This window comes from Pseudomonadota bacterium (assembly GCA_016719885.1).
Lineage (GTDB): Bacteria > Pseudomonadota > Gammaproteobacteria.
In genome coordinates this window covers 36602-57687 of record JADJYF010000021.1, presented here as the reverse complement: position 1 = coordinate 57687, position 21086 = coordinate 36602, and the positions used below count along the sequence as shown (strand labels likewise).

Annotated in this window: 23 protein-coding genes; 10 read left to right on the top strand and 13 right to left on the bottom strand. The window is 64.9% G+C overall.

What is annotated here, in order from left to right; all coding sequences use genetic code 11:
- Positions 1-140: 140 nt before the first annotated feature.
- Genes IPM80_20110 through IPM80_20095 form a run of 4 tightly spaced genes read left to right on the top strand, consistent with a single transcriptional unit; the run spans position 141 to position 1821 of the window.
- Positions 141-560 (top strand): hypothetical protein, encoded by a 420-nt coding sequence (locus tag IPM80_20110; protein ID MBK8960657.1) that lies wholly within the window; start codon positions 141-143, stop codon positions 558-560.
- 23 nt (positions 561-583) lie between these two features.
- Positions 584-826 carry a nitrate/nitrite transporter NrtS gene (nrtS, locus tag IPM80_20105; GenBank protein MBK8960656.1) on the top strand — a complete coding sequence of 81 codons (243 nt, stop codon included), beginning with the start codon at positions 584-586 and terminating at the stop codon, positions 824-826.
- Between the two features lie 38 nt (positions 827-864).
- Positions 865-1422 (top strand): nitroreductase family protein, encoded by a 558-nt coding sequence (locus IPM80_20100; GenBank protein MBK8960655.1) that lies wholly within the window; start codon positions 865-867, stop codon positions 1420-1422.
- A 60-nt stretch (positions 1423-1482) separates the two neighbouring features.
- A complete protein-coding gene (locus IPM80_20095; protein MBK8960654.1) occupies positions 1483-1821 on the top strand; it encodes a zinc ribbon domain-containing protein in 339 nt (112 codons plus the stop codon).
- 9 nt (positions 1822-1830) lie between these two features.
- On the opposite strand, the gene IPM80_20090 is transcribed toward IPM80_20095, so the two are convergent.
- The 4 genes from IPM80_20090 to groES all read right to left on the bottom strand — a co-directional run bounded on the left by IPM80_20090 (position 1831) and on the right by groES (position 5492).
- Complete coding sequence (locus tag IPM80_20090) at positions 1831-2487, bottom strand: hypothetical protein (protein MBK8960653.1); 657 nt, start codon at positions 2485-2487, stop codon at positions 1831-1833.
- Between the two features lie 14 nt (positions 2488-2501).
- The gene (locus tag IPM80_20085; GenBank protein ID MBK8960652.1) at positions 2502-3125 is read right to left on the bottom strand and encodes a hypothetical protein; all 624 of its coding nucleotides are present in this window, start codon (positions 3123-3125) and stop codon (positions 2502-2504) included.
- Between the two features lie 381 nt (positions 3126-3506).
- Positions 3507-5162 (bottom strand): chaperonin GroEL, encoded by a 1656-nt coding sequence (groL, locus tag IPM80_20080; protein MBK8960651.1) that lies wholly within the window; start codon positions 5160-5162, stop codon positions 3507-3509.
- Between the two features lie 39 nt (positions 5163-5201).
- Positions 5202-5492, bottom strand: coding sequence for a co-chaperone GroES (gene groES, locus IPM80_20075; protein MBK8960650.1), 291 nt, complete (start codon positions 5490-5492; stop codon positions 5202-5204).
- 233 nt (positions 5493-5725) lie between these two features.
- Here groES and IPM80_20070 point away from each other — a divergent pair, with 233 nt between their 5' ends.
- Both IPM80_20070 and crp read left to right on the top strand, forming a co-directional pair.
- The gene (locus tag IPM80_20070; GenBank protein ID MBK8960649.1) at positions 5726-6256 is read left to right on the top strand and encodes a hypothetical protein; all 531 of its coding nucleotides are present in this window, start codon (positions 5726-5728) and stop codon (positions 6254-6256) included.
- An 88-nt stretch (positions 6257-6344) separates the two neighbouring features.
- The gene (gene crp, locus IPM80_20065) at positions 6345-7010 is read left to right on the top strand and encodes a cAMP-activated global transcriptional regulator CRP (GenBank protein MBK8960648.1); all 666 of its coding nucleotides are present in this window, start codon (positions 6345-6347) and stop codon (positions 7008-7010) included.
- Here the strand turns inward: crp and IPM80_20060 are convergent.
- Complete coding sequence (locus IPM80_20060) at positions 7007-7240, bottom strand: hypothetical protein (protein MBK8960647.1); 234 nt, start codon at positions 7238-7240, stop codon at positions 7007-7009. The genes crp and IPM80_20060 overlap by 4 nt on opposite strands.
- Before the next feature lie 196 nt (positions 7241-7436).
- Here IPM80_20060 and IPM80_20055 point away from each other — a divergent pair, with 196 nt between their 5' ends.
- The gene (locus IPM80_20055; GenBank protein MBK8960646.1) at positions 7437-9521 is read left to right on the top strand and encodes a sel1 repeat family protein; all 2085 of its coding nucleotides are present in this window, start codon (positions 7437-7439) and stop codon (positions 9519-9521) included.
- A 7-nt stretch (positions 9522-9528) separates the two neighbouring features.
- Here the strand turns inward: IPM80_20055 and IPM80_20050 are convergent, their stop codons facing one another.
- Together IPM80_20050 and IPM80_20045 are read right to left on the bottom strand one after the other, a co-directional pair.
- Entirely contained in the window at positions 9529-10143 is a 615-nt protein-coding gene (locus IPM80_20050) for a hypothetical protein (protein ID MBK8960645.1), read from the bottom strand.
- A 29-nt stretch (positions 10144-10172) separates the two neighbouring features.
- Entirely contained in the window at positions 10173-11798 is a 1626-nt protein-coding gene (locus IPM80_20045) for a tetratricopeptide repeat protein (GenBank protein ID MBK8960644.1), read from the bottom strand.
- Positions 11799-11956: 158 nt separating this feature from the next.
- Here IPM80_20045 and IPM80_20040 point away from each other — a divergent pair, with 158 nt between their 5' ends.
- Positions 11957-12544, top strand: a complete 588-nt coding sequence (locus tag IPM80_20040) for a class I SAM-dependent methyltransferase (protein ID MBK8960643.1) — start codon at positions 11957-11959, stop codon at positions 12542-12544.
- Between the two features lie 10 nt (positions 12545-12554).
- On the opposite strand, the gene msrB is transcribed toward IPM80_20040, so the two are convergent.
- Together msrB and IPM80_20030 are read right to left on the bottom strand one after the other, a co-directional pair.
- Complete coding sequence (msrB, locus tag IPM80_20035; protein ID MBK8960642.1) at positions 12555-13115, bottom strand: peptide-methionine (R)-S-oxide reductase MsrB; 561 nt, start codon at positions 13113-13115, stop codon at positions 12555-12557.
- A 67-nt stretch (positions 13116-13182) separates the two neighbouring features.
- Positions 13183-14751 (bottom strand): glutamate--cysteine ligase, encoded by a 1569-nt coding sequence (locus IPM80_20030; GenBank protein ID MBK8960641.1) that lies wholly within the window; start codon positions 14749-14751, stop codon positions 13183-13185.
- A 227-nt stretch (positions 14752-14978) separates the two neighbouring features.
- On the opposite strand from IPM80_20030, the gene IPM80_20025 reads away from it, so the two are divergent.
- A complete protein-coding gene (locus IPM80_20025; GenBank protein ID MBK8960640.1) occupies positions 14979-15851 on the top strand; it encodes an allophanate hydrolase subunit 1 in 873 nt (290 codons plus the stop codon).
- A 12-nt stretch (positions 15852-15863) separates the two neighbouring features.
- Positions 15864-16835: a biotin-dependent carboxyltransferase gene (locus tag IPM80_20020; protein MBK8960639.1), complete on the top strand. Its 972-nt coding sequence runs from the start codon at positions 15864-15866 to the stop codon at positions 16833-16835.
- An 81-nt stretch (positions 16836-16916) separates the two neighbouring features.
- Here the strand turns inward: IPM80_20020 and IPM80_20015 are convergent, their stop codons facing one another.
- From IPM80_20015 to IPM80_20000, 4 genes are all read right to left on the bottom strand, one after another.
- The gene (locus IPM80_20015; protein ID MBK8960638.1) at positions 16917-18401 is read right to left on the bottom strand and encodes an anthranilate synthase component I; all 1485 of its coding nucleotides are present in this window, start codon (positions 18399-18401) and stop codon (positions 16917-16919) included.
- A gap of 116 nt (positions 18402-18517) precedes the next feature.
- Positions 18518-19189 (bottom strand): hypothetical protein, encoded by a 672-nt coding sequence (locus tag IPM80_20010; GenBank protein ID MBK8960637.1) that lies wholly within the window; start codon positions 19187-19189, stop codon positions 18518-18520.
- 221 nt (positions 19190-19410) lie between these two features.
- The gene (locus tag IPM80_20005; GenBank protein MBK8960636.1) at positions 19411-19617 is read right to left on the bottom strand and encodes a hypothetical protein; all 207 of its coding nucleotides are present in this window, start codon (positions 19615-19617) and stop codon (positions 19411-19413) included.
- A gap of 302 nt (positions 19618-19919) precedes the next feature.
- Complete coding sequence (locus IPM80_20000; GenBank protein ID MBK8960635.1) at positions 19920-21032, bottom strand: VWA domain-containing protein; 1113 nt, start codon at positions 21030-21032, stop codon at positions 19920-19922.
- Between the last annotated feature and the right edge of the window lie 54 nt (positions 21033-21086).

The window sequence follows — 21086 nt, the reverse complement described above, 5'->3', positions numbered from 1 at the left end:
TTGTCCTCGGCTGAACGCGGTTAAGATTGCCACGCTGATCGTGGCATGACGCACCTGGGGCCGGTGCCTTGGACAGCGTCGCTCGGACATGGGCGGCATTGTGCCCAAATGTGGTGCTGAAGTAATCAAGAGGTTCGCCGGTGATCCACTACACAACGACACGCCGCGGCTGCGCGCGGCTCATCATGGTCGCAGCCTTGCTGCCTGCGACCCACGCCGTTCTGGCCGAGACCGCTACCGGATGCGACGTGCACGCGGCGGCCATGGTTGCCGAGATGAAAGCCAGCGCGAAGGCGCCGATGAGCGAGCAGGAAATCGCGTTGGTGCGCGAGACCGCCAGGAAGTCCTGCCTGGCGCAGAACGGCGGCAGCCCGACAACGACCGCAATGCCTGCTCCCGCGCCCGCGGTCGCCGCCGCGCCGGTGGCCAGCCAGGCCCCCGCGCCGGCCGCGAGGGCGAAATCGGACGATACCTTCTTCGGCGCCCTGGGCGCGATCTTCAGCGGCCCGAGCAAACGCAAGCCGGGTAACGAGCGACTGCTCGAGCGTTCCCAACACTGAACGCGGCGAAGTCGCGGGACTTCATGCACCGCCTCGCGCAAGCCGCATCCTGGCGCGCCATCGCGTTGGCGCCGGCCACGGTGCGCCGCGCGCTGCGCGTGGCGGCGGTGGTCGGCAGCATCCTGGTTGCCATCAACTACGGTGACCGCATCATCGCGGGCAGCTTGACGTACCTCGACCTTGCCAAGATAGGCCTCACTTACTGCGTGCCGTACTGCGTCGCGACCTACGCCGCGGTCGGCGCCCTGCTCAACGACAAGCGATGAAGGGCGACGCAAGCACGTCGCCAGCCAAGGAGTTACCGATGTCCGCCATACTCGAGGTCCTCAGCCAACGCTGGAGTCCACGCGCCTTCGCGTCGCGACCCATCGAAGCCGAGAAATTGCAGACCTTGTTCGAAGCCGCGCGCTGGGCGCCGTCCTGCTACAACGACCAGCCGTGGAGTTTCGTGGTGACCCGCCAGGGCGTCGACGCGCAACACGAGGCCTTGTTGGGTTCTCTCATGCCCGCCAACCAGGCGTGGGCGGCCACCGCGCCGGTGCTGGTGTTGAACTGCGTGCGCAAGAACTTTTCGCACAACGGCAAACCCAATCGCTGGGCGCACTATGATCTCGGCTTGGCGGTCGGCAACCTGCTCGGCGAGGCGACTCACCAAGGCTTGTTCGTGCACCAGATGGCCGGTTTCGATGCGGACATCGCGCATCGTGCGCTGGCCTTGCCCGATGACGTCGACGCGGTCGCCGTGATGGCGCTCGGCTATCTCGGCGATGCCGCCCGCCTGCCAGCGGGCGTGGAAGAGAAGTCCGCGGCGCAACGCGAGCGCAAGGCCGTCGCCGACTTTCTCCACCAAGGCCGATGGTGAAAGGATTCGATGCCGAACGCGCTGCGGCGCCCAGGCATCTTCACGTTCGGAGGTTGCGACATGCCGGTATATGAATACGTGTGCGAAGAGAACGGCCAGGTGGTGACCGTGCGTCACGGCATGCAGGTCGTGATCCGTAATTGGGGCGAACTATGCTTCGCCGCGCAGGTGCCGATGGGCGACACGGATTTCGAAGCGCCGGTGCGCAAGAAGCTCGGCGTGCAGGGCATCTCCATCCCGGTCGGCAATTCGACCTTGAAGAACCAGGGCTTCACCAAGCTGGTCAAGCGCGACAAGGGTGTTTATGAGAACGTGACCGCGACCGGCTCGGAAAAACGCTACATGAAGGCCGGCGACGCGAGCTCCATGCCCCATCTGCACAAGAAAATCGGCGATTGATGCTTCCTTTCAATTGAGTGCCTTGTCGATGGAGCGGATTTTTTCATTTTGCGACAGCCGGTAGAAGCGGCGCAGTTCCTTGATGAACATCGGCTGCTGATGCTGGGCCGGGTAGCGACGATTCAATTTACGACAATACTTGCCGGCGTAGTGATTGGCGGCGCGATAGCGTTGCCCGAGCGGGCAATGATGATCGGCGGCGTAGCTCACCGCGGCGAAGAACTGCTCATGAAATTCCTCGCTGTCGTCGATGACGCCTTGTTGCCGTAACAACAAGGTGGCGGTGACGTACTTGTCGACCTCCGCCTGTAATTCCATTTCGAGCTGGGTTACCTGGCGCGCATGCACAGCGTTCCACACCAGGTAGTGGAAATGGCTGACACCTTCGAGCGCGATCAGGAATTCGTTGAGGTTGCGCTCGTCGAGACAGGCGTAAGGGTCGCAGGCCGACAGGCTGTCCAGCACCTGCGCGTCGATGTAGAGGCTGATGTCGAGCGTGTCTTCACATTCACGCACCAGCAGCCTTTCGCTGTTGGTGTGCGCCTGTTCCCCCGACTCGAGTGACTCGGCGAGTCGCGCGTCGGTGACGAGGTAGTCGGCAACGCGCTGTTCAATCGGCGCTTCGTACAGACACGTCAGGTGCTCTTGCAGCGTGGTCAGCAGCATCGCCGCGGTTCCCGTCAGTGCGAGATGCCGACACGGCCAACGAACGGCACGATACCGGCGCGGCGCAACTGCTTCCTGGCACGTTCACTGCCGGTCTTCTGCCACAGTTCATAGGTACGTAGCAGGTCGCTGCGGGATTTCAGTCCGCTCATTTCGCTGATTTCTGTCAACAGGTCGACCAATAACGGGAACTTGCTGCTCAATTCGGCGAATACCCCGCTCGCCGATCGCGCCCGCGCGTCGACTTGCAAGGAGTCGTATACGCAGCAGTAAGCAGCCTCTCCCATGCCGATGTAGTAATCGACATCCACCAGTTTGCGGTTCAGGCTGTCGCTGAAGATGCCGGCGATGAACAGGGCCAGATCGCCCAGCTTCTGCAGGGTGCGGCGACGGTGTTCGCTGGTGGGGGCTTCTAGTGCCTCGCCGTAGAGCGTGGCGAGCGGTTTGATTTGCTGATTCGAATCGGTGACGGCCGCGAGAGCGGACGCTTCGCAGTAATCTGTCAGCAGGTTGACGAGGTAGGTGGACGTGTTGTCGCGCAACGCCACGTCCTGGTTGCGCGCCGCCGACTGTAACGCTGCGCTGAAATGCTCACGCACAGTCACGGTATGGATCAGACTCAAATCGACGGTGGTCATGCGACTCCTCCGCTCGTGAATGATCAATCTCTCGACTTTTATCGGCGCCAGGCCAAGATTCCTCACGCGCCGGGCAAAATGAATAATCCAAGATTCATGCCGTGAAAAGCCCACGCGCGGCTTTCGGCTATCTCGATGATTTGAAAAACCTGTGCAGCACTCCGCGCCGGGGCTGCTAACAGAAAGGCACCGGATTGGAGACGGATTGCAATAATTGCCGCCACATGGTGCGTGGCACGCGGACGCCAGGCGGGACGTTCGATAGTACGGCCGGGGGGATTCGACGCAGGGAACGAAGCGAAAAGCACGAATGCTCGGCTACAAAAAAAGAACCCCGCACAAGGCGGGGTTCTCTCGAGCCGGTGAGGGCTGGAGGCTGATTTACATCATGCCGCCCATGCCACCCATACCGCCCATGCCACCCATGCCGCTCATGTCAGGACCGGCGCCGCCGTCCTTCTTCGGAGCTTCGGCCACCATGCACTCGGTGGTCAGGATCAGGGAGGAGACGGACGCGGCGTTCTGCAGCGCGGAGCGTGCGACCTTGGCCGGGTCCAGGATGCCCATTTCGATCATGTCGCCGAATTCGCCGGTCTGGGCGTTGTAACCGTAGTTACCCTTGCCATCGGCAACCTTCGCCACCACGACCGACGGTTCTTCGCCGGCATTGGCAACGATCTGGCGGATCGGCTCTTCGAGCGCGCGCACCAGGATGTTGACGCCGATACGCTGATCGTCGTTGTCGACCTTGACGGCCCGTGCCTGGGCCTGCACGCGGAGCAGGGCAACACCGCCGCCGGGCACCACGCCTTCTTCAACCGCCGCGCGGGTCGAATGCAGCGCGTCTTCGACGCGAGCCTTCTTTTCCTTCATTTCGACTTCGGTCGCGGCACCGACCTTGATCACGGCCACGCCGCCGGCGAGTTTCGCAACACGCTCCTGCAGCTTCTCGCGATCGTAATCGGAGCTGGTCTCTTCGATCTGGGTGCGGATCTGGTTGACGCGGCCTTCGATCGCCTTCTGGTCACCGGCGCCATCGATGATGGTGGTGTTTTCCTTGGTGATCTGGATGCGCTTCGCACTGCCGAGGTCATGCAGACCGGCCTTCTCGAGCGACAGGCCGACTTCGTCGGAAATCACGGTGCCGCCGGTCAGGATCGCGATGTCTTCCAGCATCGCCTTGCGACGATCGCCGAAGCCCGGTGCCTTGACGGCTGCAACCTTGACGATGCCGCGCATGTTGTTGACGACCAGGGTCGCCAGCGCTTCGCCTTCGACGTCTTCCGCGATGATCAGCAGCGCACGGCCGGACTTGGCCACGCCTTCCAGGATCGGCAGCATGTCGCGGATGTTCGAGATCTTCTTGTCGTGCAGGAGGATCAACGGCTCTTCCAGGTCGACGTTCATCGTTTCCTGGTTGTTGATGAAGTAGGGCGACAGGTAGCCGCGGTCAAACTGCATGCCTTCGACGATGTCCAGCTCGTTCTCGAGACCCGAACCTTCTTCAACGGTGATGACGCCTTCCTTGCCGACCTTGTCCATCGCTTCGGCGATGATTTCGCCGACCGCGGTGTCGGAGTTGGCCGAGATGGTGCCGACCTGCGAGATGGCCTTGCTGTCGGTGCAGGGACGCGAGATCTTCTTCAGCTCTTCGACGGCGGCCGTAACGGCCTTGTCGATGCCGCGCTTCAGATCCATCGGGTTGATGCCGGCGGTGACGGACTTCAAGCCTTCGCGGACGATGGCCTGGGCCAGCACGGTCGCGGTGGTGGTGCCGTCGCCGGCGACATCGGAAGTCTTGGACGCGACTTCCTTCACCATCTGGGCGCCCATGTTCTCGAACTTGTCAGCCAGTTCGATTTCCTTGGCGACGGAAACGCCGTCCTTGGTCACGGTCGGTGCGCCGAAGCTCTTCTCGAGCACGACGTTGCGACCCTTCGGGCCCAGCGTCTGCTTGACGGCGTTGGCGAGAATGTTGACGCCGACAGCCATGCGCTGGCGGGCGTCATCGGAAAAACGTACTTCTTTAGCAGCCATTGTTCATTGACCTCTTCAAATTTCTTGGTGCCGGGACGCTTAGGCGTCGAACACGGCCATGATGTCGTCTTCGCGCATGACCAGCAGGTCGGCGCCGTCCACCTTCACTTCGGTGCCGGAGTACTTGCCGAACAGGATCTTGTCGCCGACTTTGACGTCGAGCTTGCGGACTTCGCCGTTGTCGAGAACCTTGCCGTTGCCGACCGCGATGATTTCGCCCTTGACCGGCTTTTCAGCAGCGGAGTCCGGAATGACGATGCCACCGGCGGAAGTCTTTTCTTCTTCCACGCGCTTGACGATGACTCGATCGTGTAAGGGCCGAATCTTCATGGGTATTATTCTCCTCAGGCATTTAACTGTTTGATTTTACTAATTTTAGAGAAGCGCTATTAGCACTCTCCTGCGAGTAGTGCCAGAAATATAGCGGCGCCCTTTGGAATGTCAAGCAAATTCAGGCGAGCCGCGCGACGCCGGACGGCGGTCATATCACCGCTAGCGCACCGCGAGCACCGACGTAGAATAGCCGCCCTAACCAATTCCAATTCGTGGGGCGGCCGGAAGCCATGCTGCGTTCATTTGTACTCGCTGTCGCCCTGCTCGCGTCGGCCGTCGCGCTCGCGGCGCCCGAGCCGACGCCTACCTCCGCCGTGTTCGGCGCCTACACCGTGACGGTCGCGCCCGACCCGGATTCCACCCTGTCCGCCGCCGAATACCAGATCACGGTGCGTAACGAAGAACTGCTGCTCGCACGCCTGAGTGCGCCCTACAACGGCGTGCTGTCCAAGAGCTTCGTCGCCGACCTCAACCGCGACGGCGCCTTCGAGGTGGTGGTCACCTACACCGAGGCGGCCACCCACGTCACCGTGGTCAAGGTCTATTCGTGGAAGGACGACCTGTTGCAACCGGTCAAGCTCGCCGAGCTCGACGACCAGCAAAAGCAGGGCTATCGCGGTGACGACGAAGTAGCCGTCAAGGATGGCAAGCTGCTGCGCCTGTTCCAGGTCTACGAACAGCAGAATGGCGAGTGGGTCGCGACCACGTCGACGCGCAAGCTCCATTACTCGTTCGACAGCAGTCGTTGGATGACCGATTGACGACAATGATGTCGACGGCTGGCTTGAATCCGCGGTCGATGCGCGCATCGACTTCAAGAACACGAGGCGTTTCGAGGAGTATGCGAGCATGTCTTTGCTGAGCACCAGCGTCGCGCAATCGGTCGACAAGCTGCTGGCCCATTGCCATCGCCGAGTGTTTTCGGCCAAGGCTGCCATCATTCGCCAGGGCGACCCGGCAGGCGAACTGTATTTCATCATCCGCGGTTCGGTGACCGTGCTGCTGGAAGACGACAAGGGGCACGAAATCGTGCTCGCCTATCTCAATCCCGGGGAATTCTTCGGCGAGATCGGGCTTTTCAACGAGGACGCCAATCGCACCGCGCTCGTGCGTGCGCGCAGCGAATGTGAAATTGCCCAGATCGGGTACAAGAAGCTGAAGGCGCTGACCGAGATCTATCCCGATCTGATCATCGCCATGACCTCGCAGTTGGCGCGGCGGCTGCGCAATACCAACCGCAAACTCGGCGACCTGGCCTTCATGGACGTTTACGGGCGGGTCGCGCGCACCCTGTTGGACCTGTGTGAACAGCCCGACGCCATGACCCATCCCAACGGCATGCAGGTGCGCGTGACGCGCCAGGAACTCTCACGACTGGTGGGCTGTTCGCGCGAAATGGTCGGCAAGGTCTTGAAGGACATGGAAGACCAGAACCACATCGCGGCGACCGGCAAGAACATCGTCGTGCAGGGCGTACGCCCCAAGCGCCTGCAGGTCGCGACCCGGCTCAGCTAGACGCCGGGCGCCTGCACGGCAACGTCGATACCGCGCAACTGGCGACGTTTGTCCCGCAGCAGTCGATGCAAGCGGGCGCGGCCCAGGTCGGCGCCGCGATCCAGTGCCGCGCCGCATTCCATGAGGATGTCTTCCAGCTCCGCGATCTGCTCGACCAGCGAACGCCAGTCGGTCGGCGCGTCGCCGCAAGTTGAGTATGGCTGCCGTTGGACTTTCCGCGCGTCGCGCATGGGCTCGCACTCCGGTTTGTTCGAGGCGCGAATCTACGCACGCTGCTTTACCGCGGTATGACGGCCGGCGGTCAGGAGTGATGGCCTAGGCGACGGGCGCTCCCTATAATGCCGCTCGCTCTCAACCACGCAGACGCCCCCCGATCGCCCACGCGATCGTTCCCGGGTGGCGACACACTGCATCCGGAGGATATCGATGCGTCTGGCACGCATTTACTGCGCCGCGCTGGCGTTTCTGAGTGCGGCGGTCATCGCCGACGATTTCGAGCAATTGCGCGATGCCGTGGCCAAGGGCGACTACTCGGCCGCGGTGCCGGCCTTGCAGGCCGCCGCGGCCAAGGATGACCCGCGTGCCCTCGGCTTGCTGGCTTCGCTCTACCAGCACGGCCAGGCGTTTCCCCACGATCCCGCCAAGGCGCTCGAACTCTATACCCGCGCGGCCGACCTGGGAGACGCCGAAGCGCAATTCGCGCTCGGCAGCATGTATCTCCTGGGTGATGGCGTGAAGGCCGACGAGGCCTGGGCGCTCACTTACTACCGTAAGGCCGCCGCGCAGGGCCACGAGGGCGCCAAGCGCAACCTCGCCGAACTGTACCGCGCGTCGGGCATCACGCCTGCCCCGCCGAGTGACCCTCCCCCCGACAGCCCGGTGGCCGAAGAGGCCGCGCGCCTGCGCGCCGAGCCGGCCGTCGCACCCGTTCCGGCGCTCAAGGCCGAGGCACTGGCGGCGGGCATGAGTACCAGCGCCAATCCGCCCGTTGCCGGCGCGGTGGCGCGCGACATCACGCGTCGTCCGCCTGCCGTGCCGTCGGCGCCGCCAGCGCCCGCCACCGCGGGTCGGGCCGTGTCGCCCCCGGTGCAAGCTCCCGTCGCGCCGGAGCAGAACGCCGCCGCCGCGCCATCCCTCGATGAACTGCGTGCGCTCGACATGGCGCGCAAGGCCGGCATCGAAGTGCGCATGGAGGGCAGTGCCGCGCCGCCGTCGACCGTGGTGACGCTGTCGCACCCGGCGCCCGGCCGTGCCGACGAAGCGGGGCAGGAGGGCTACACGCCGTCCAGCGCCGCCGATGATGTGGATACCGTGGAGAACACCGAAGAAGGCGCGGCGGCCTACAGCAGCGCGCAGCGCTACCTGCTGGGCCAGGGCGTGGCGGTTGATGCCGCGGTTGGCGTGCAATGGCTGGAGCGCGCCGCGCGCGCCGGCCACTCGCAGGCCAAATATGAGTTGGCCCTGCATTACCTCAAGGGCGAGGGCGTGCAGGCTGACGAGGCGATGGCCATCACGCTGCTACGCGACGCGGCCCAGGCCGGGCATGACAAGGCCGCCGCCAAGTTGAAGGCGGTCTACAGCGCCGCCGGCATGCCCATGCCCGAGCTCGTGCGCCCGGCGGCAGGCGAAGCGCGCCAGTCGTCATCCGCTTCGCTGCCGCTCAAGGAAGATGCGCCGGCCGCCAAGGCAGGCACCGAATCGCGCCATGACGAGGCCTTCGAACGCCAGGAACGGCACCCGGCGCGGGGCGCCCATACCGGCATGATGGCCGACGCCGCCGCCGAAGAAGAGGACGCCGCCGCGAGCAATGCGCCGTCCGCCGCGCCCGGCCCGGCCGCAACCCTCGGTGAGGCGCGCGCCGCGTTGGACGCGCAGGACTTGCCGCGCGCCGCGACGCTCTTCACGCAATTGGCTGAAGCCGGCAACGCCGAGGCGCAAGCCCACATCGGCTACATGACCTATCGCGGCGAAGGCGTGCGGGCGGACAAGGCCAAGGCGGTGGAGTGGTACCTCAAGGCTGCCGCCCAGGGCAATCGCGACGCGCAGTACAACCTTGCCGTTGCCTACGCGTTCGGCGACGGCGTGGCACAGGACGATGGGCAAGCCCTGCACTGGTACCAGCGCGCCGCGGAACAGGGCAGCGCCGTTGCCCAGTACAGCCTCGGCGTGTCCTATGCTCTCGGTGAAAGTGCACGTCGCGACGATGCGCTGGCATTGAAGTGGTATCGCGCCGCCGCCGCGCAAGGTTATGCCGACGCGCAGTTCAATCTCGGCCAGATGATCCGCAGCGGTCGCGGTGTGAAAGCGGACGAGAACGAAGGCCTTGCCCTCGTCAAGCAGGCGGCTGACAACGGTAGTGCCGCCGCGCAATACAGTCTCGGCAACATGTATCGCGCCGGCAGTGGCGTCAAACGCGACCTCGCCGAGGCAACGCGCCTGTACAAGCTTGCCGCCGCCCAGGGCCACAGCGAAGCGCGCGCCAGCCTGGCCACGCTGCAAGCCCGGCCCTGACGCCCGCTCAGATTGCCCTGCGGTCGGGGCTGGCAGGCGGTGTCGGCCGTGCCTGCGGCGGGTCGCGCAACAGCTCGTCGAGCCGCCTGCGCAATTCCGGCACCTGGCCGCGAATATCCTTCTCGATGGTGGACAGTTCGCTTTCGAGCTTGGGCAAGGCTCGCTTCAATTCTTCCAGTGATTGGTTGACGCCCGCGCCGAAACGCGTGGTCAGTTCTTGCACGCGCGTGATGAGCTTGGCCAGGCGGCTGTCGGTGGTGATGTCGCGCACGGTGTCCGGGTAATCAACGCGCCAAGCATCGTGCTCGCGTATCAACACTGTCACGACATCGACATGCAGCGCGTCGTCGCCGGCGAGTGTGACCCGCGTGTCGAGCTCGGCGCGATCGCCGTCGATCCTGAGCCCACCCAGTTCGAAGGCGCGGATCGGCAACACCGTCAAGCCGCTGTCGAGCTTGGCGGCGTCGCTTTCACGTACGAGGTGATGGACGCGATCCGCATCGCCGCGCTGTTGCGCTTGCCAGAACTCGCTGGCGACCTGGCGCGGATCGGCGGGACGAGAACAGGCGCTGAGCAAGGCGACGACCAGAAGTGCCAGCAGGCCGACATGCGATGTCGACACCGGCGGCCAGGCGCCAGGGAAGCTGGCGCTTAGTGCGCGCGACGCCCCGCCTCGACCGCGACCGGGCCGCTGAAAGGCGGGCGATCGGGAGCGATCACCTTGCCCATGCGCATCAGTCGAGCCCAATTCTCGTCTCCGATGTCGCTGCGGTGTTGACGGTGGATTTCCTCGGCAAGGTCGACAAACTCCTCGTGCCGTTCATTGAGGTAATAGATCTCCGCCAGCCGCAGCTTGGCGCGGAAATTATTCGGCGCATCGACGATGGTCTGTTCGAGCATCGCCTCGGCCTCATTGTATTGGCCGTGCGCGATGCGCGTCTCGATTTCTTCCAGCGAGCCGCGTACGCCGGCCAGCAGGTCGGCGGGTCGCAACAAGCCCTGCGAGGCGGCCGCGTTAGCGTCGATGCGTCCGGCAATCATGCGCTTCACTTCGTCTTCGAGCTGCACGCGTTTTTCGATCTTGCGGCTGATTTCCGCCAACATGTCGCGCTCGGCGCTGCGCTCGCCACCGTCGGCCAGGCGCGCCCGCATGCGACGCCCGAAGCGCAGTGCGCCCAGCGTCAATGCCACCAGCAGCAGCAAGGTCCCGATACCGACCAGGATGCGACCATCGACCATCGTTGCCAGGCTGTCGAGCGGGCTGTCGTCGGTAACCGCCGGTGGTGCCGTCACCGGCACGGGGCGCGGTTTGATCGCCGCCGCCGCGACGCCGGCCTTGGTTGTCTCGGCCGTAACGGGCGCGGGTACGGGCACGGCGTCGACCACGGTCGACGCGGCAGCCGCAGCCTGTTGCTCGTCCTTGATTGGCGCCGACCCGCTCGATGCGTTGGGTTTGGCCGGCGCCTGCACCACGGCCGCCGCGGTGCGCGCCTGCTGCGCGGCGTAGCGCGCGCGAATCTGTTCGAATTTCTCCGCCAGTCGCGCCAAGCGCGCGGCGGTTTCGGCGTCCACCGCCTGCGGTGCGGCGGGCGCTGCGGGAGCGACCGCGGCGGGCGTCGCTGCCTGGCCGCGCGGCAGGCGCAGCCTCGCACCAACGCGTAAACGCGCAGCGTCTCCGCCGACAAAGGCGGCAGGATTGGCCGCGACGATGGCGCGCATGAGCGCCTGGCCGTCGCCGCCATGGGCGAGCCCGGTTTCCTTGACGATGCCCCACAGCGTCTGGCCGGCACGCACGGGCCCATATTCGCCGTCGGTGACGATGCTTGTAGCGGGCGACGCCGGTTGTGTCGTCGCGGCCTTCGCACGTGTCGCACGTCGCGTCGGCGTGGCGCGTTCCGCGCGCGCCAGCGGTGCCGGTATGGTCAATTCGAAGTGCCGCACCAGGGACTGCTTGCCGTCACGCAAGCGCAAGCGCAGCGCAAGCACCTCGAGATCGATGGGCTGGCTGCTGGTGACGACGATGGCCTGTCCTGCACCCGCAGCGTCGCTGACACGCGCCTGCAATCCATAGCGCGACAGCGCATCGCGCGATGAGCCGTGAACCGGCAGGAGTTCGACGCCGAGCTCGCCTGCACCTGGCATGCCGTAAAGACCGACGCGCGCCATCAAGGGTTGGCCGCGTGTCGACTCGCCGGTAATCTGCCCCATCTGCAGCGCCAGCGCGTCCTGGCCCAGGGCGAGCATGAACAGCAGGCCGGGAAATCTCGGTATAGTCATCGTTCTCTCCGTGCGCCAGGCCATGACGGGATGGGCGGAAGCATTCGTTGTGGATCGGGCGACGCCCAAGCGCCGGAGCGCCAATCGCCCGTGTCACCTTTAGCGGCGCACGTTCACCAATCTTGACCCCTGATCGCCGTACGAGCGGAGCAAGCACTTTGACCGTCAATGCCTTTGACCGCGCCTATTTCGAGCGCTTCTATTTCAATCGCGGCACGCGTATCGCGGAACCGGCCTACTTCGACCGGCTGGCGGCTTTTGCCGGCGCCTATCTCCAATTGCTCGAGTGCCCGGTGGCGCGCGTGCTGGACATCGGTTGCGGCGCCGGCCTTTTGCATCGGGGCCTGCGCCGCGCCTTCAAGGGCGTCAAAATCGATGCCTGCGACGTCAGCGAATACATCTGCGAGCGCTTCGGCTGGCGATGCGTGAGCATCGAAGAGCTGCAGGTCGAACGCAGCTACGACCTCGTCATCTGTCACGATGTCCTGCAATACCTGGATGACAAGGCCGCCAGCCGCGCCCTCGACAAGCTCGCGGCCCTGAGCCATCGAGCACTGTTGTTCGGGGTGCTGACCCGTGAAGACTGGGAGCACAACTGCGACCAGGCCTTGACCGATGGCAACGCCTACCTGCGCAGTGCGGCCTGGTATCGGCGTCGCCTCGCGCCGTATTTCCATAATGTCGGCGGCGGCCTGTACATCAAGCGCGATGCCAACGTGGTGCTGTTCTCGCTGGAGTCCTTGTAGCAGCGCGGGCTCAGGACGCGAGCGCGACGAAGCGCAGCGCCACGCCGTTATTGCACCAGCGTTGGCCGGTCGGCGCGGGGCCGTCGTCAAACACATGCCCTTGGTGGCCGCCGCATTTCGCGCAGTGGTATTCCGTGCGCGGCCAGATGAGCTTGAAGTCGCGCTGCGTGGCGAGATGGGTTTCGATGGCGGTGAAGAAGCTCGGCCAGCCGGTACCGCTGTCGAATTTCATGGCCGAGCTGAACAAGGGCAGATCACAGGCGCGACACACGTACAGACCATCGCGTTTTTCATCGTTGAGCGGGCTGCTGAAGGGGCGCTCGGTATCTTCCTCGAACAGCACCGCATAGGCGTCCGCCGGTAACAGGGCGCGCCATTGTTCGTGGCTGCGCTGCAGGGCGGGGGTGGGCTCGACCACGGCGATGCCGGCGGCGCGGAGTTTAGGCCAAGCGCGTCGTAGCGCGGCGAGCGCCGCCGCATCGGCCGGTGTCTCCGCTTTGGCACGACGGATGCCGAGGCACAGCGTTGCCAAGCTCCCTACTCCGAGCTTGAGGATGCTTCTGCGCGTCATGACCTTGCTCCGCGTTCGAATTACCGCTGAGAGCGTCGCCGCGATGGCGGGTTCCGATGGCGCCGCCTCAGTGCTGCAGGTACTTGTCCATGAACTCGGCGAACGGCTCGCTGCGATCGGCTTCCAGGCGCGCCTGTTCGGCGTGGGACGCGGCGGCGAGGGAGTCGAACTCACGCGTGACCTCGGCGCTCGGCGGCCGTGCGCGGAAGTCGGCGCGATGTCTGAGCGACAGTTCGCGGGTATAGCTGTGGAACTCGCTCTGGGTTTCGTGCAGGGCCGCCAACACCCGCGCCGACGGCAGCAGCGTCATGTCGTTGAGGGCCTCGATCTGGCGGGCCACGGCGTCCTGGTAGAAGGTCGCGCCCGCATGTGCATCCAGATGCGCGGCCAGCGGCTGCATGCGCGCGCAGATCTCGAGACTCCATTCACGCAAGCCCACACGGCCGCCGTTGCGCACCAGCTCCAGGCCGGGCGTGCGGCCGCGCAGCGCCACCGTCAATTCGTTGTACTCGATTTCATGCAGTTCCTCGGCCGTGAGCTTGGGGCTGCTTTCGAGCAGGCAGAACAGCACCAGCACTTCGGTGAAGTACAGCTGCTGCAGCGATACGCCGGTCGGCTCCATGCAGTTCACGTCGAGCGCGCGCACTTCCACGTATTCGACGCCGCGCTTCTCCAGTGCATCGCTGGGGCGCTCGCCGGGCAGCGTGGTGCGCTTGGGGCGGATGTAGCTGTAATACTCGTTTTCAATCTGCAGCACGCTGGTGGTGAGCTGGATGATCTTGTCGCCATCGCGCGTGCCGATGGCCTCGTATTCGGGATAGGGCAGCTTGAGCGCGCGCCGCAAATCCGACACGTAGCTCTTGATGTCGTCATGCGAGACCAGCAGCGCCGACTGGTTCTTGTTCTTGTAGCCGATGTCACTCATGCGCAGCGAGGTGGCATAGGGCAGGTAGAAAGTGCCACGCTGCATCTGGTGGAAGCGCGTGGTGCGGCCGGCCAGGAAGGACTTGCACACCGCCGGCGAATTGCCGAACAACAGCGGCACCATCCAGCCGAAGCGCTTGAAATTGCGGATCAGCGCGAAGTAGCGGTAGTTGATGAAATCCTGCAGCTCGCCGCGGTCTTCTTCATCACTTTGAAAGGACGGCCAGAATTCGCCCGGCAGCGAATAATTGAAATGCACGCCGGCGATGGCCTGCATGCGGCGCCCATAGCGGTAATCGAGACCGACGCGGTACAGGTGTTTCAGGCGCCCGATGTTCGATGTGCCGTAGTCGGCGAGCGGAATGGCGCTGTCGTCGGCCACCGCGCAGGGCATGCTGGCGGCCCACAGCACCTCGTCGTCGGGCATGTGCTGGTAGGCGAAGCGATGGATGTCGTCGAGGAAGCGCACCGTGTCACGACTGTCGGTGAAGGCCGGCGTGATGAACTCCGCGAGCGCCTCGGAATAGTCGGTGGTGATGCACGGATGGGTCAGCGCCGCGCCCCAGGCGCGGGGGTGGGGCGTCAGGGCAATGGCGCCGTTGGCGGCAATCCTGAGGCTTTCTTTCTCCAGGCCCTTCCGGCCGCCGCCGAGCAGGCGGTCGGTGCCGGATGCGCGCATGCGCTCCAGGCGTTGTTCTAGTTGTCGGCGCATAGGTTCGAGACTCGAAGCGCGCGCCTGGGCGAGCACGCGTGGTTTATCGAGGCCGCAGTATAGCAGCGCCGCACCGCTGTGAAGCCGGCGTGGGCGGGGCGGCCCGGCGCCTGGACTTCCGGTCGATGGCCAAGCAAGAATGCGATGTCCATGGACACCCTTGTGGCGCACGCGTACGTGCGGCCGTGGTGCGCAGCCAGGACGAGCATCACACGAGGGTGACAGCCATGATTTACGAACAACCGAAGTTCAGTCCGGGCGGCGATCGCTACATGCTGATCGAGTTCGGTGACGAGATGAATCTCGATCTGAACTTCATGGGCCAGGGGCTTGCCACGGCGCTGGCCGGCGGCACCATTCCCGGCGTGGTCGAGACCGCGCCATGCTTCGCCACCACGCTCATCCATTACGAACCGGAGATCATCGGCTACGACGATCTTAAGCGCGAAGTCGAGCGCCTGATCGGATCGCTGGGCGGCAGTGACGACATCGAGATGGACAGCCGCCTGTTCTACTTCCCGACTTTGTACCTCGACCCCTGGAGTCGCGAGTGCATCGACGACTACCGCGCCAAGATCAATCCCTCCAAGGAATACGACCCGGAGTTCGTGGCGCGCATCAATGGTCTGGCCGACGTGCAGCAGTTCGTGCGCGTGCACTCCGGCACCGAGTACTGGGCCGCCAGCCTCGGCTTTTGGCCGGGCCTCGCCTTCCTCATGCCGCTCGACCCGCGCTGCCGCCTGACCGCGCCCAAGTACAACCCGCCACGCACCTGGACACCGCAGGGCACCTTGTCGATGGGCGGCATGTCGACCGCCATCTACCCGGTGGCGAGCCCTGGCGGCTACCAGCTGTTCGGGCGCACGCCGGTACCGATCTGGGACAGGGAACGGCGCTTCGCCGAGTTCGAAGGGGATCTGTGCATCTTCAAGCCCGGCGATCGGCTGAAATTCGTGCCGTGTTCCATGGAGGAATTCCTGGAGGTCGAACGCAAGGTCGCGGAGGGCAGTTACAAGTACAACATCGTCGAGTACCAGCGTTTCTCGGTTCGCAACTACAAGAACTGGGTCAAGCGTCTCGACCTCGACGCACGGTTCTGACGGAGAGACATGATGTTCGAAGTACTCAAGGCGGGGCTGGAAACCTCGATCCAGGACTGGCCGGGCCGCATCGGCTATTGGAACAAGGGCTTTCCGCCGTCGGGACCGATGGACTCGTGGTCGTTCCGCCTCGCCAACCTGCTGGTCGGCAACGCGCTCGGCGATGCCGGGCTCGAATGCCAGTTCATGGGGCCGACGCTGCGCTTCACGCGCGACGGCGTGATTGCGCTGACCGGCGCCGACATGCAGGCCAAGCTCGACGATGTGCCGGTGTCGCCGTGGCAGAGCGTCGCGGTGCGCAGCGGCCAGACGCTGGCCATGTCGTTCGCCAAGAGCGGCGCGCGTGCCTATATCGCCTTCGCCGGCGGCATCGATGCGCCCTTCGTGCTGGGCTCGCGTTCGACCTTTCACAAGGCCGGCGTCGGCGGTCTCGATGGCTATGCCTTGAAGGCCGGTCAACACGTGGCGGTATTGGCGGGCCAGGGCCGCGCCGGGCGCCGCGTCAAGGACGCCGCGCGTCCGCCGATGCGCAGCGACAAGCGCTGGGACGTCGAAGCTGTGGCCGGCCCCAACGACGACTGGATAGACGCCGACGGTCACGCGCGTTTTCTCGCCACCGACTGGAAGGTGTCGAGCAAGAGCGATCGCACCGGCTTCCGCCTCGAAGGCCCGCAGTGGACATTCACCTCCAAGGCCTACAACAAGCTCCCCGAGCACGGCTCGGAACCGGCCAACATCCTCGACCAGGGCTATCCGCTGGGCGCCATCAATCTCGCCGGGCAGACCCCCATCATCCTGGTCAGCGACGGCCCGAGCATGGGCGGTTTCATCAATCCCTACACGGTGCCGAGCTGTGCGTTCTGGAAGCTGGCGCAGGCCCGGCCCGGCGAAGTGTTCCGCTTCAAGGCGGTGAGCGTCAGGCAAGCGCAGGACGGCGCGCAGGCCATCAAGGCGCTGTGCGTGGAGGAGAGTATCGAAGGATGACAGGCGGCGCGCATTGCCTGCCGCACCATTGAATGTGCGAATGAATTCGCACCTACAGGCGAACGGAGCCGGGAAAGATCCTCAGGCCGCCGGTACCAGGCCGTTCTGCGCCATCGCCACCGCGCGGAAAATCGCGCGGCCCTTGTTCATGGTCTCTTCCCATTCGAGTTCCGGCACCGAATCGGCGACCACGCCGCAGCCCGCTTCGATATAGAGCCGGCCCTTGTGCATGACCGCCGTGCGGATGGCGATGGCGGTATCCATGTTGCCGTTCCATGACAAGTAGCCGACCGCGCCGCCGTATACGCCGCGCTTGACCGGCTCCAGTTCGTCGATGATTTCCATGGCGCGGATCTTCGGTGCGCCGGACAAGGTGCCGACCGGCAAGGTCGCGCGCAGCACGTCCATCGCGCTCTTGTCGGCGCGCAGCCGGCCCTCGACGCTGGACGAGATATGCATGACGTGCGAGTAGCGCTCGATGACCATCTTGTCGACGACTTTCACGCTGCCGGTCTCGGCCACGCGGCCGATGTCATTGCGCCCGAGATCGATGAGCATCAGGTGCTCGGCGAGCTCCTTCGGATCGGCCAGCAATTCCTTTTCGAGCGCCTGGTCTTCTTCTTCCGTGCGGCCACGGCGGCGCGTGCCGGCCAGCGGCCGCGTGGTCACCACGCCGTTCTCGAGGCGCACGAGAATCTCCGGGCTGGAGCCGATCACCTGGAAATCGCCGAGGTCGAGGAAGAACAGGTAAGGCGAGGGATTGAGATGGCGCAGCGCGCGGTAGACGTTCAAGGGCGGCAGGTTGAGTTCCACCGACATGCGCTGCGCGAGCACCACCTGCATGACATCGCCATCGACGATGTAGCGCTTGATGCGATCGACGGCCCGCATGAAGGCGTCGCTGCCGAACTCGGACTGGAAATCGACTTCGTCCAGCGCCGCGCCGGTGGTATGCAAGGGCAGGGCTGGTGCCGGCGCCTGCAGGCGTGCGGCCAGCGCGCCGAGTTCGCGACGCGCGTCGTCGAGCAGCGTTTCGTCGCTGGCGTCGATGTACTTGACCAGCAAGAGTTCGCCGCGCAGGTTGTCGAACACCACGAACTTGTCGACCTGCATGAGATAGATGTCGGGTGTGCCGATGGGGTCAGGCGGCGTCGAGTCGCGCAGGCGCGGTTCGACGTAGCGCACCGTGTCGTAGCCGAAGTAGCCGACCAGGCCGCCGCAGAAGCGCGGCAGTTCATCCACCGCCGGCGCATGGATGCGCGCCTGGTAGTCGGCGATGAAGGCCAGCGGATCGTCGCATTCGAACTGTTCCACCGGCACGCCGTTGTCGCACACCGAGACCTCGCGTCCGCGCACGACTATCGTGCGCACCGCCGGCAGGCCGATGATCGAATAGCGGCCCCACTTCTCACCGCCTTCGACCGATTCGAGCAGGAACGAATGGCGGCCCAGCGCCAGCTTGGCATAGGCGCTGAGCGGCGTGTCGAGGTCGGCCAGCACGCGCCGCGTGACCGGCACGCGGTTGTAACCGGCCGCGCGCAATTCTCTGAATCTTTCGGGTGTCACGGCTGAAATCTCTGCTGCTGCGGGCCGACGCGGCAAGGCTCAGCGAACCGCGCCCGGCGTGGGGCGGCAAGCGTAATCCATTCACCTGACCCCAACAAGCAAGCAACCGGCGCCATTCAAGGGCCGTGGTCGAGCAATTCCCAGTGCTGCCGGCCGTCCTTGAGAAAGGTGCTCTTGGAAGTCTCGCGCCGTTCCAGTTTGACCAGGCCAATGCCCGGCGCGTACCACTCGCGCACTTCGACCGCGACGCTGGCCGCGCCGTTGCCGCGGTCGGTCGGCACAGCGGCGCTGCCATGGCCTGCGACTTCCAGGCAGGCGGAGAAGCGCCCGGCCGCCACCTCGACCACGGCATCGTTACGCCGCACTTCCTTTTCCAGCATGACCGGCAGGCGGCGCGGGATGATGCGGTCGCGAGGCTCGAAGGTGCGGCTCTCGATCAGCGCCAGCGTCGACGGCACCTGCCAGCGATGGCCGGGCGCGATGTCCGCCGGCAGCACCTGGCGCGGCGGCATGTCGCTTTCAGGCCCGCGCATGCCGGGGCGCAGACGCGCCACGCGCTCGACGCCGGCGCCTTGTGCTCGGAGGAAGTCGACGGAACCGGCCTGCGCGGTCTGCAGGTAGACGGTATTGTCCATGCCGGCCGCGAGGCCCGCGTTCTGCACGAGGTAGCGGCTGTGGCGCGGCTCATCCAGCACCGTGGCGTCGACCGCGTAATACCACCAGCGTGGCGCCTCCAGCGGGTAGTAGCCGTCACCGTCATGTCCGCAAGCGGTGAGCGCGCACGACACCAGCAGCGCGACCGCAAGCCTCGCGAGCCAGCGGCGCGAACAGTGAAGGCAGCAGGTCCCGACCAAGCGCCGTGCCTCGGTGTGATGTCGATGGGCTAGCTTGTCGGATGGGGCCATCCTTGGCCAGCGCCGTCCCGTCCCGTCATGGCGGGCGGAGCGTCAATTATCAGTCGTAGCAATGGCGTTGTTGTTCTGGCGTGACGCGGCGACGGCGCGGCCGTTCAGGAACTCAAGGAGTGGTCGTTGGTGTAGAAGATGCCGGTCAATTCCTGCTTGTCGGTCAGGGCGAGGCGCAGCAGGACGCGCGCACCGATGGCGCGGGCGCGGCTGAACACTTCATCGGCGGTCTCGAACGGAATGTACTCGCCGTTCAGATCCCGGTATCCGTGAAATCGCGCGGACTGGCTCAGCTTCTTGATTGCATTCATGGTCGGCTCCGTGGCTCGAATGTCTTCGACGGTCTCCAAAGCAACAAGCGTTCCAGCGACTGTTGAGGCGACTCGAGGCGGTCGGGAATGAGAACCGGTTGGTATTTCCGGAGATGTTCTGTGACGGGGTTGGCGCCCGCTTTTCGGCCTGTCCCTAAACCCTGGCGGCGCCTTGTCTCCTGCTGACGACGCCGACCTGGCCGTCCGCGCATCGTCGTGCCGTGCGCCGCGCTGATCTCAGTCCGCGCGCCGCGCCCGAGGCGCTGCCGGCCGCGGTCTCCCGACGGCGACAGGGCGACGCCTCAATGCTGCTTCTTGAGCGCCTTCATGGCACGTTCCAGGCCGTCGATGGTGAGCGGGAACATGCGGTCCGACAGCAGTTCCTTGACCATGCCGATGGACGGAATGTGGCCCCAGTATTCTTCCGCCTGCGGGTTCAACCACACCGCGTAAGGGAACACCGCCAGCAGGCGCGCGATCCAGGTCGCGCCGGCTTCCTCGTTCCAGTGCTCGACGCTGCCGCCGACCGCCATGATCTCGTAGGGACTCATGGTGCCATCGCCGACGAACACTATCTTGTGATCGGCGCCATAGGTATGCATGACCTTCTGGGTCGGCACGCGCACGTTGGCGCGCATGGTGTTGTCGCGCCATACCGTTTCATAGATGAAGTTATGAAAGTAGTAGTGCTCGAGATGCTTGAACTCGCTGCGCGCGGCGGAGAACAGTTCCTCGCACACCCGCACGTAAGGGTCCATGGAACCACCGACGTCGAGGAACAGGAGAATCTTGGTGGCGTTGTGCCGCTCCGGCACCATCTTGATGTCGAGCAGTCCCGCGTTGCGCGCGGTCGAACGGATGGTGTCCGGCAGGTCGAGTTCATCGGCGGCGCCTTCGCGCGCGAAGCGCCTGAGCTTGCGCAGCGCGAGCTTGATGTTGCGCGTGCCGAGTTCCACCGAGTCGTCGAGATTCTTGAAGTCGCGCCGTTCCCACACCTTGGTGGCGCGGCCCTGGCGTCCTTCCTCCTGGCCGATGCGCACGCCTTCGGGGTTGTAGCCGTGCGCGCCGAACGGCGAGGTGCCGCCGGTGCCGATCATCTTGTTGCCGCCGTGGTGGGCTTTCTTCTGCTCCTCGAGGCGCTTGCGCAAGGTCTCCATGAGCTTGTCCCAGCCACCCAGCGCTTCGATCTGCGCTTTTTCTTCGTCGCTGAGATTGAGTTCCTTCTGCTTCTTCAGCCATTCGAGCGGGATCTCGCCGAGCACGTGATCGAACAGCATCTCCTGGCCGCGGAAGTGTTCGCCGAACACCTGGTCGAAGCGGTCGAAGAAACGTTCGTCCTTGACCAGCGTCGCACGCGACAGGTAGTAGAAATCATTGATGCTGAATCCGCACACGCGCGCTTCGAGCGCGCCCATCAAGGTCAGATACTCGGTGATCGACACCGGTATCTGCACCTTGCGCAGCTTATA

Excerpts from the sequence above, each read along its gene's own strand:
- msrB (MBK8960642.1), bottom strand. The coding sequence starts at position 13,115 with ATGACGCGCAGAAGCATCCTCAAGCTCGGAGTAGGGAGCTTGGCAACG.
- IPM80_20025 (MBK8960640.1), top strand. The coding sequence starts at position 14,979 with ATGATTTACGAACAACCGAAGTTCAGTCCGGGCGGCGATCGCTACATG.
- IPM80_20085 (MBK8960652.1), bottom strand. The coding sequence starts at position 3,125 with ATGACCACCGTCGATTTGAGTCTGATCCATACCGTGACTGTGCGTGAG.
- IPM80_20045 (MBK8960644.1), bottom strand. The coding sequence starts at position 11,798 with ATGACTATACCGAGATTTCCCGGCCTGCTGTTCATGCTCGCCCTGGGC.
- crp (MBK8960648.1), top strand. The coding sequence starts at position 6,345 with ATGTCTTTGCTGAGCACCAGCGTCGCGCAATCGGTCGACAAGCTGCTG.
- IPM80_20090 (MBK8960653.1), bottom strand. The coding sequence starts at position 2,487 with ATGCTGCTGACCACGCTGCAAGAGCACCTGACGTGTCTGTACGAAGCG.
- IPM80_20100 (MBK8960655.1), top strand. The coding sequence starts at position 865 with ATGTCCGCCATACTCGAGGTCCTCAGCCAACGCTGGAGTCCACGCGCC.
- IPM80_20020 (MBK8960639.1), top strand. The coding sequence starts at position 15,864 with ATGTTCGAAGTACTCAAGGCGGGGCTGGAAACCTCGATCCAGGACTGG.
- IPM80_20095 (MBK8960654.1), top strand. The coding sequence starts at position 1,483 with ATGCCGGTATATGAATACGTGTGCGAAGAGAACGGCCAGGTGGTGACC.
- IPM80_20000 (MBK8960635.1), bottom strand. The coding sequence starts at position 21,032 with ATGGGCGCGCTCGAAGCGCGCGTGTGCGGATTCAGCATCAATGATTTC.
- IPM80_20055 (MBK8960646.1), top strand. The coding sequence starts at position 7,437 with ATGCGTCTGGCACGCATTTACTGCGCCGCGCTGGCGTTTCTGAGTGCG.
- IPM80_20070 (MBK8960649.1), top strand. The coding sequence starts at position 5,726 with ATGCTGCGTTCATTTGTACTCGCTGTCGCCCTGCTCGCGTCGGCCGTC.
- groL (MBK8960651.1), bottom strand. The coding sequence starts at position 5,162 with ATGGCTGCTAAAGAAGTACGTTTTTCCGATGACGCCCGCCAGCGCATG.
- IPM80_20030 (MBK8960641.1), bottom strand. The coding sequence starts at position 14,751 with ATGCGCCGACAACTAGAACAACGCCTGGAGCGCATGCGCGCATCCGGC.
- groES (MBK8960650.1), bottom strand. The coding sequence starts at position 5,492 with ATGAAGATTCGGCCCTTACACGATCGAGTCATCGTCAAGCGCGTGGAA.
- nrtS (MBK8960656.1), top strand. The coding sequence starts at position 584 with ATGCACCGCCTCGCGCAAGCCGCATCCTGGCGCGCCATCGCGTTGGCG.
- IPM80_20005 (MBK8960636.1), bottom strand. The coding sequence starts at position 19,617 with ATGAATGCAATCAAGAAGCTGAGCCAGTCCGCGCGATTTCACGGATAC.
- IPM80_20060 (MBK8960647.1), bottom strand. The coding sequence starts at position 7,240 with ATGCGCGACGCGCGGAAAGTCCAACGGCAGCCATACTCAACTTGCGGC.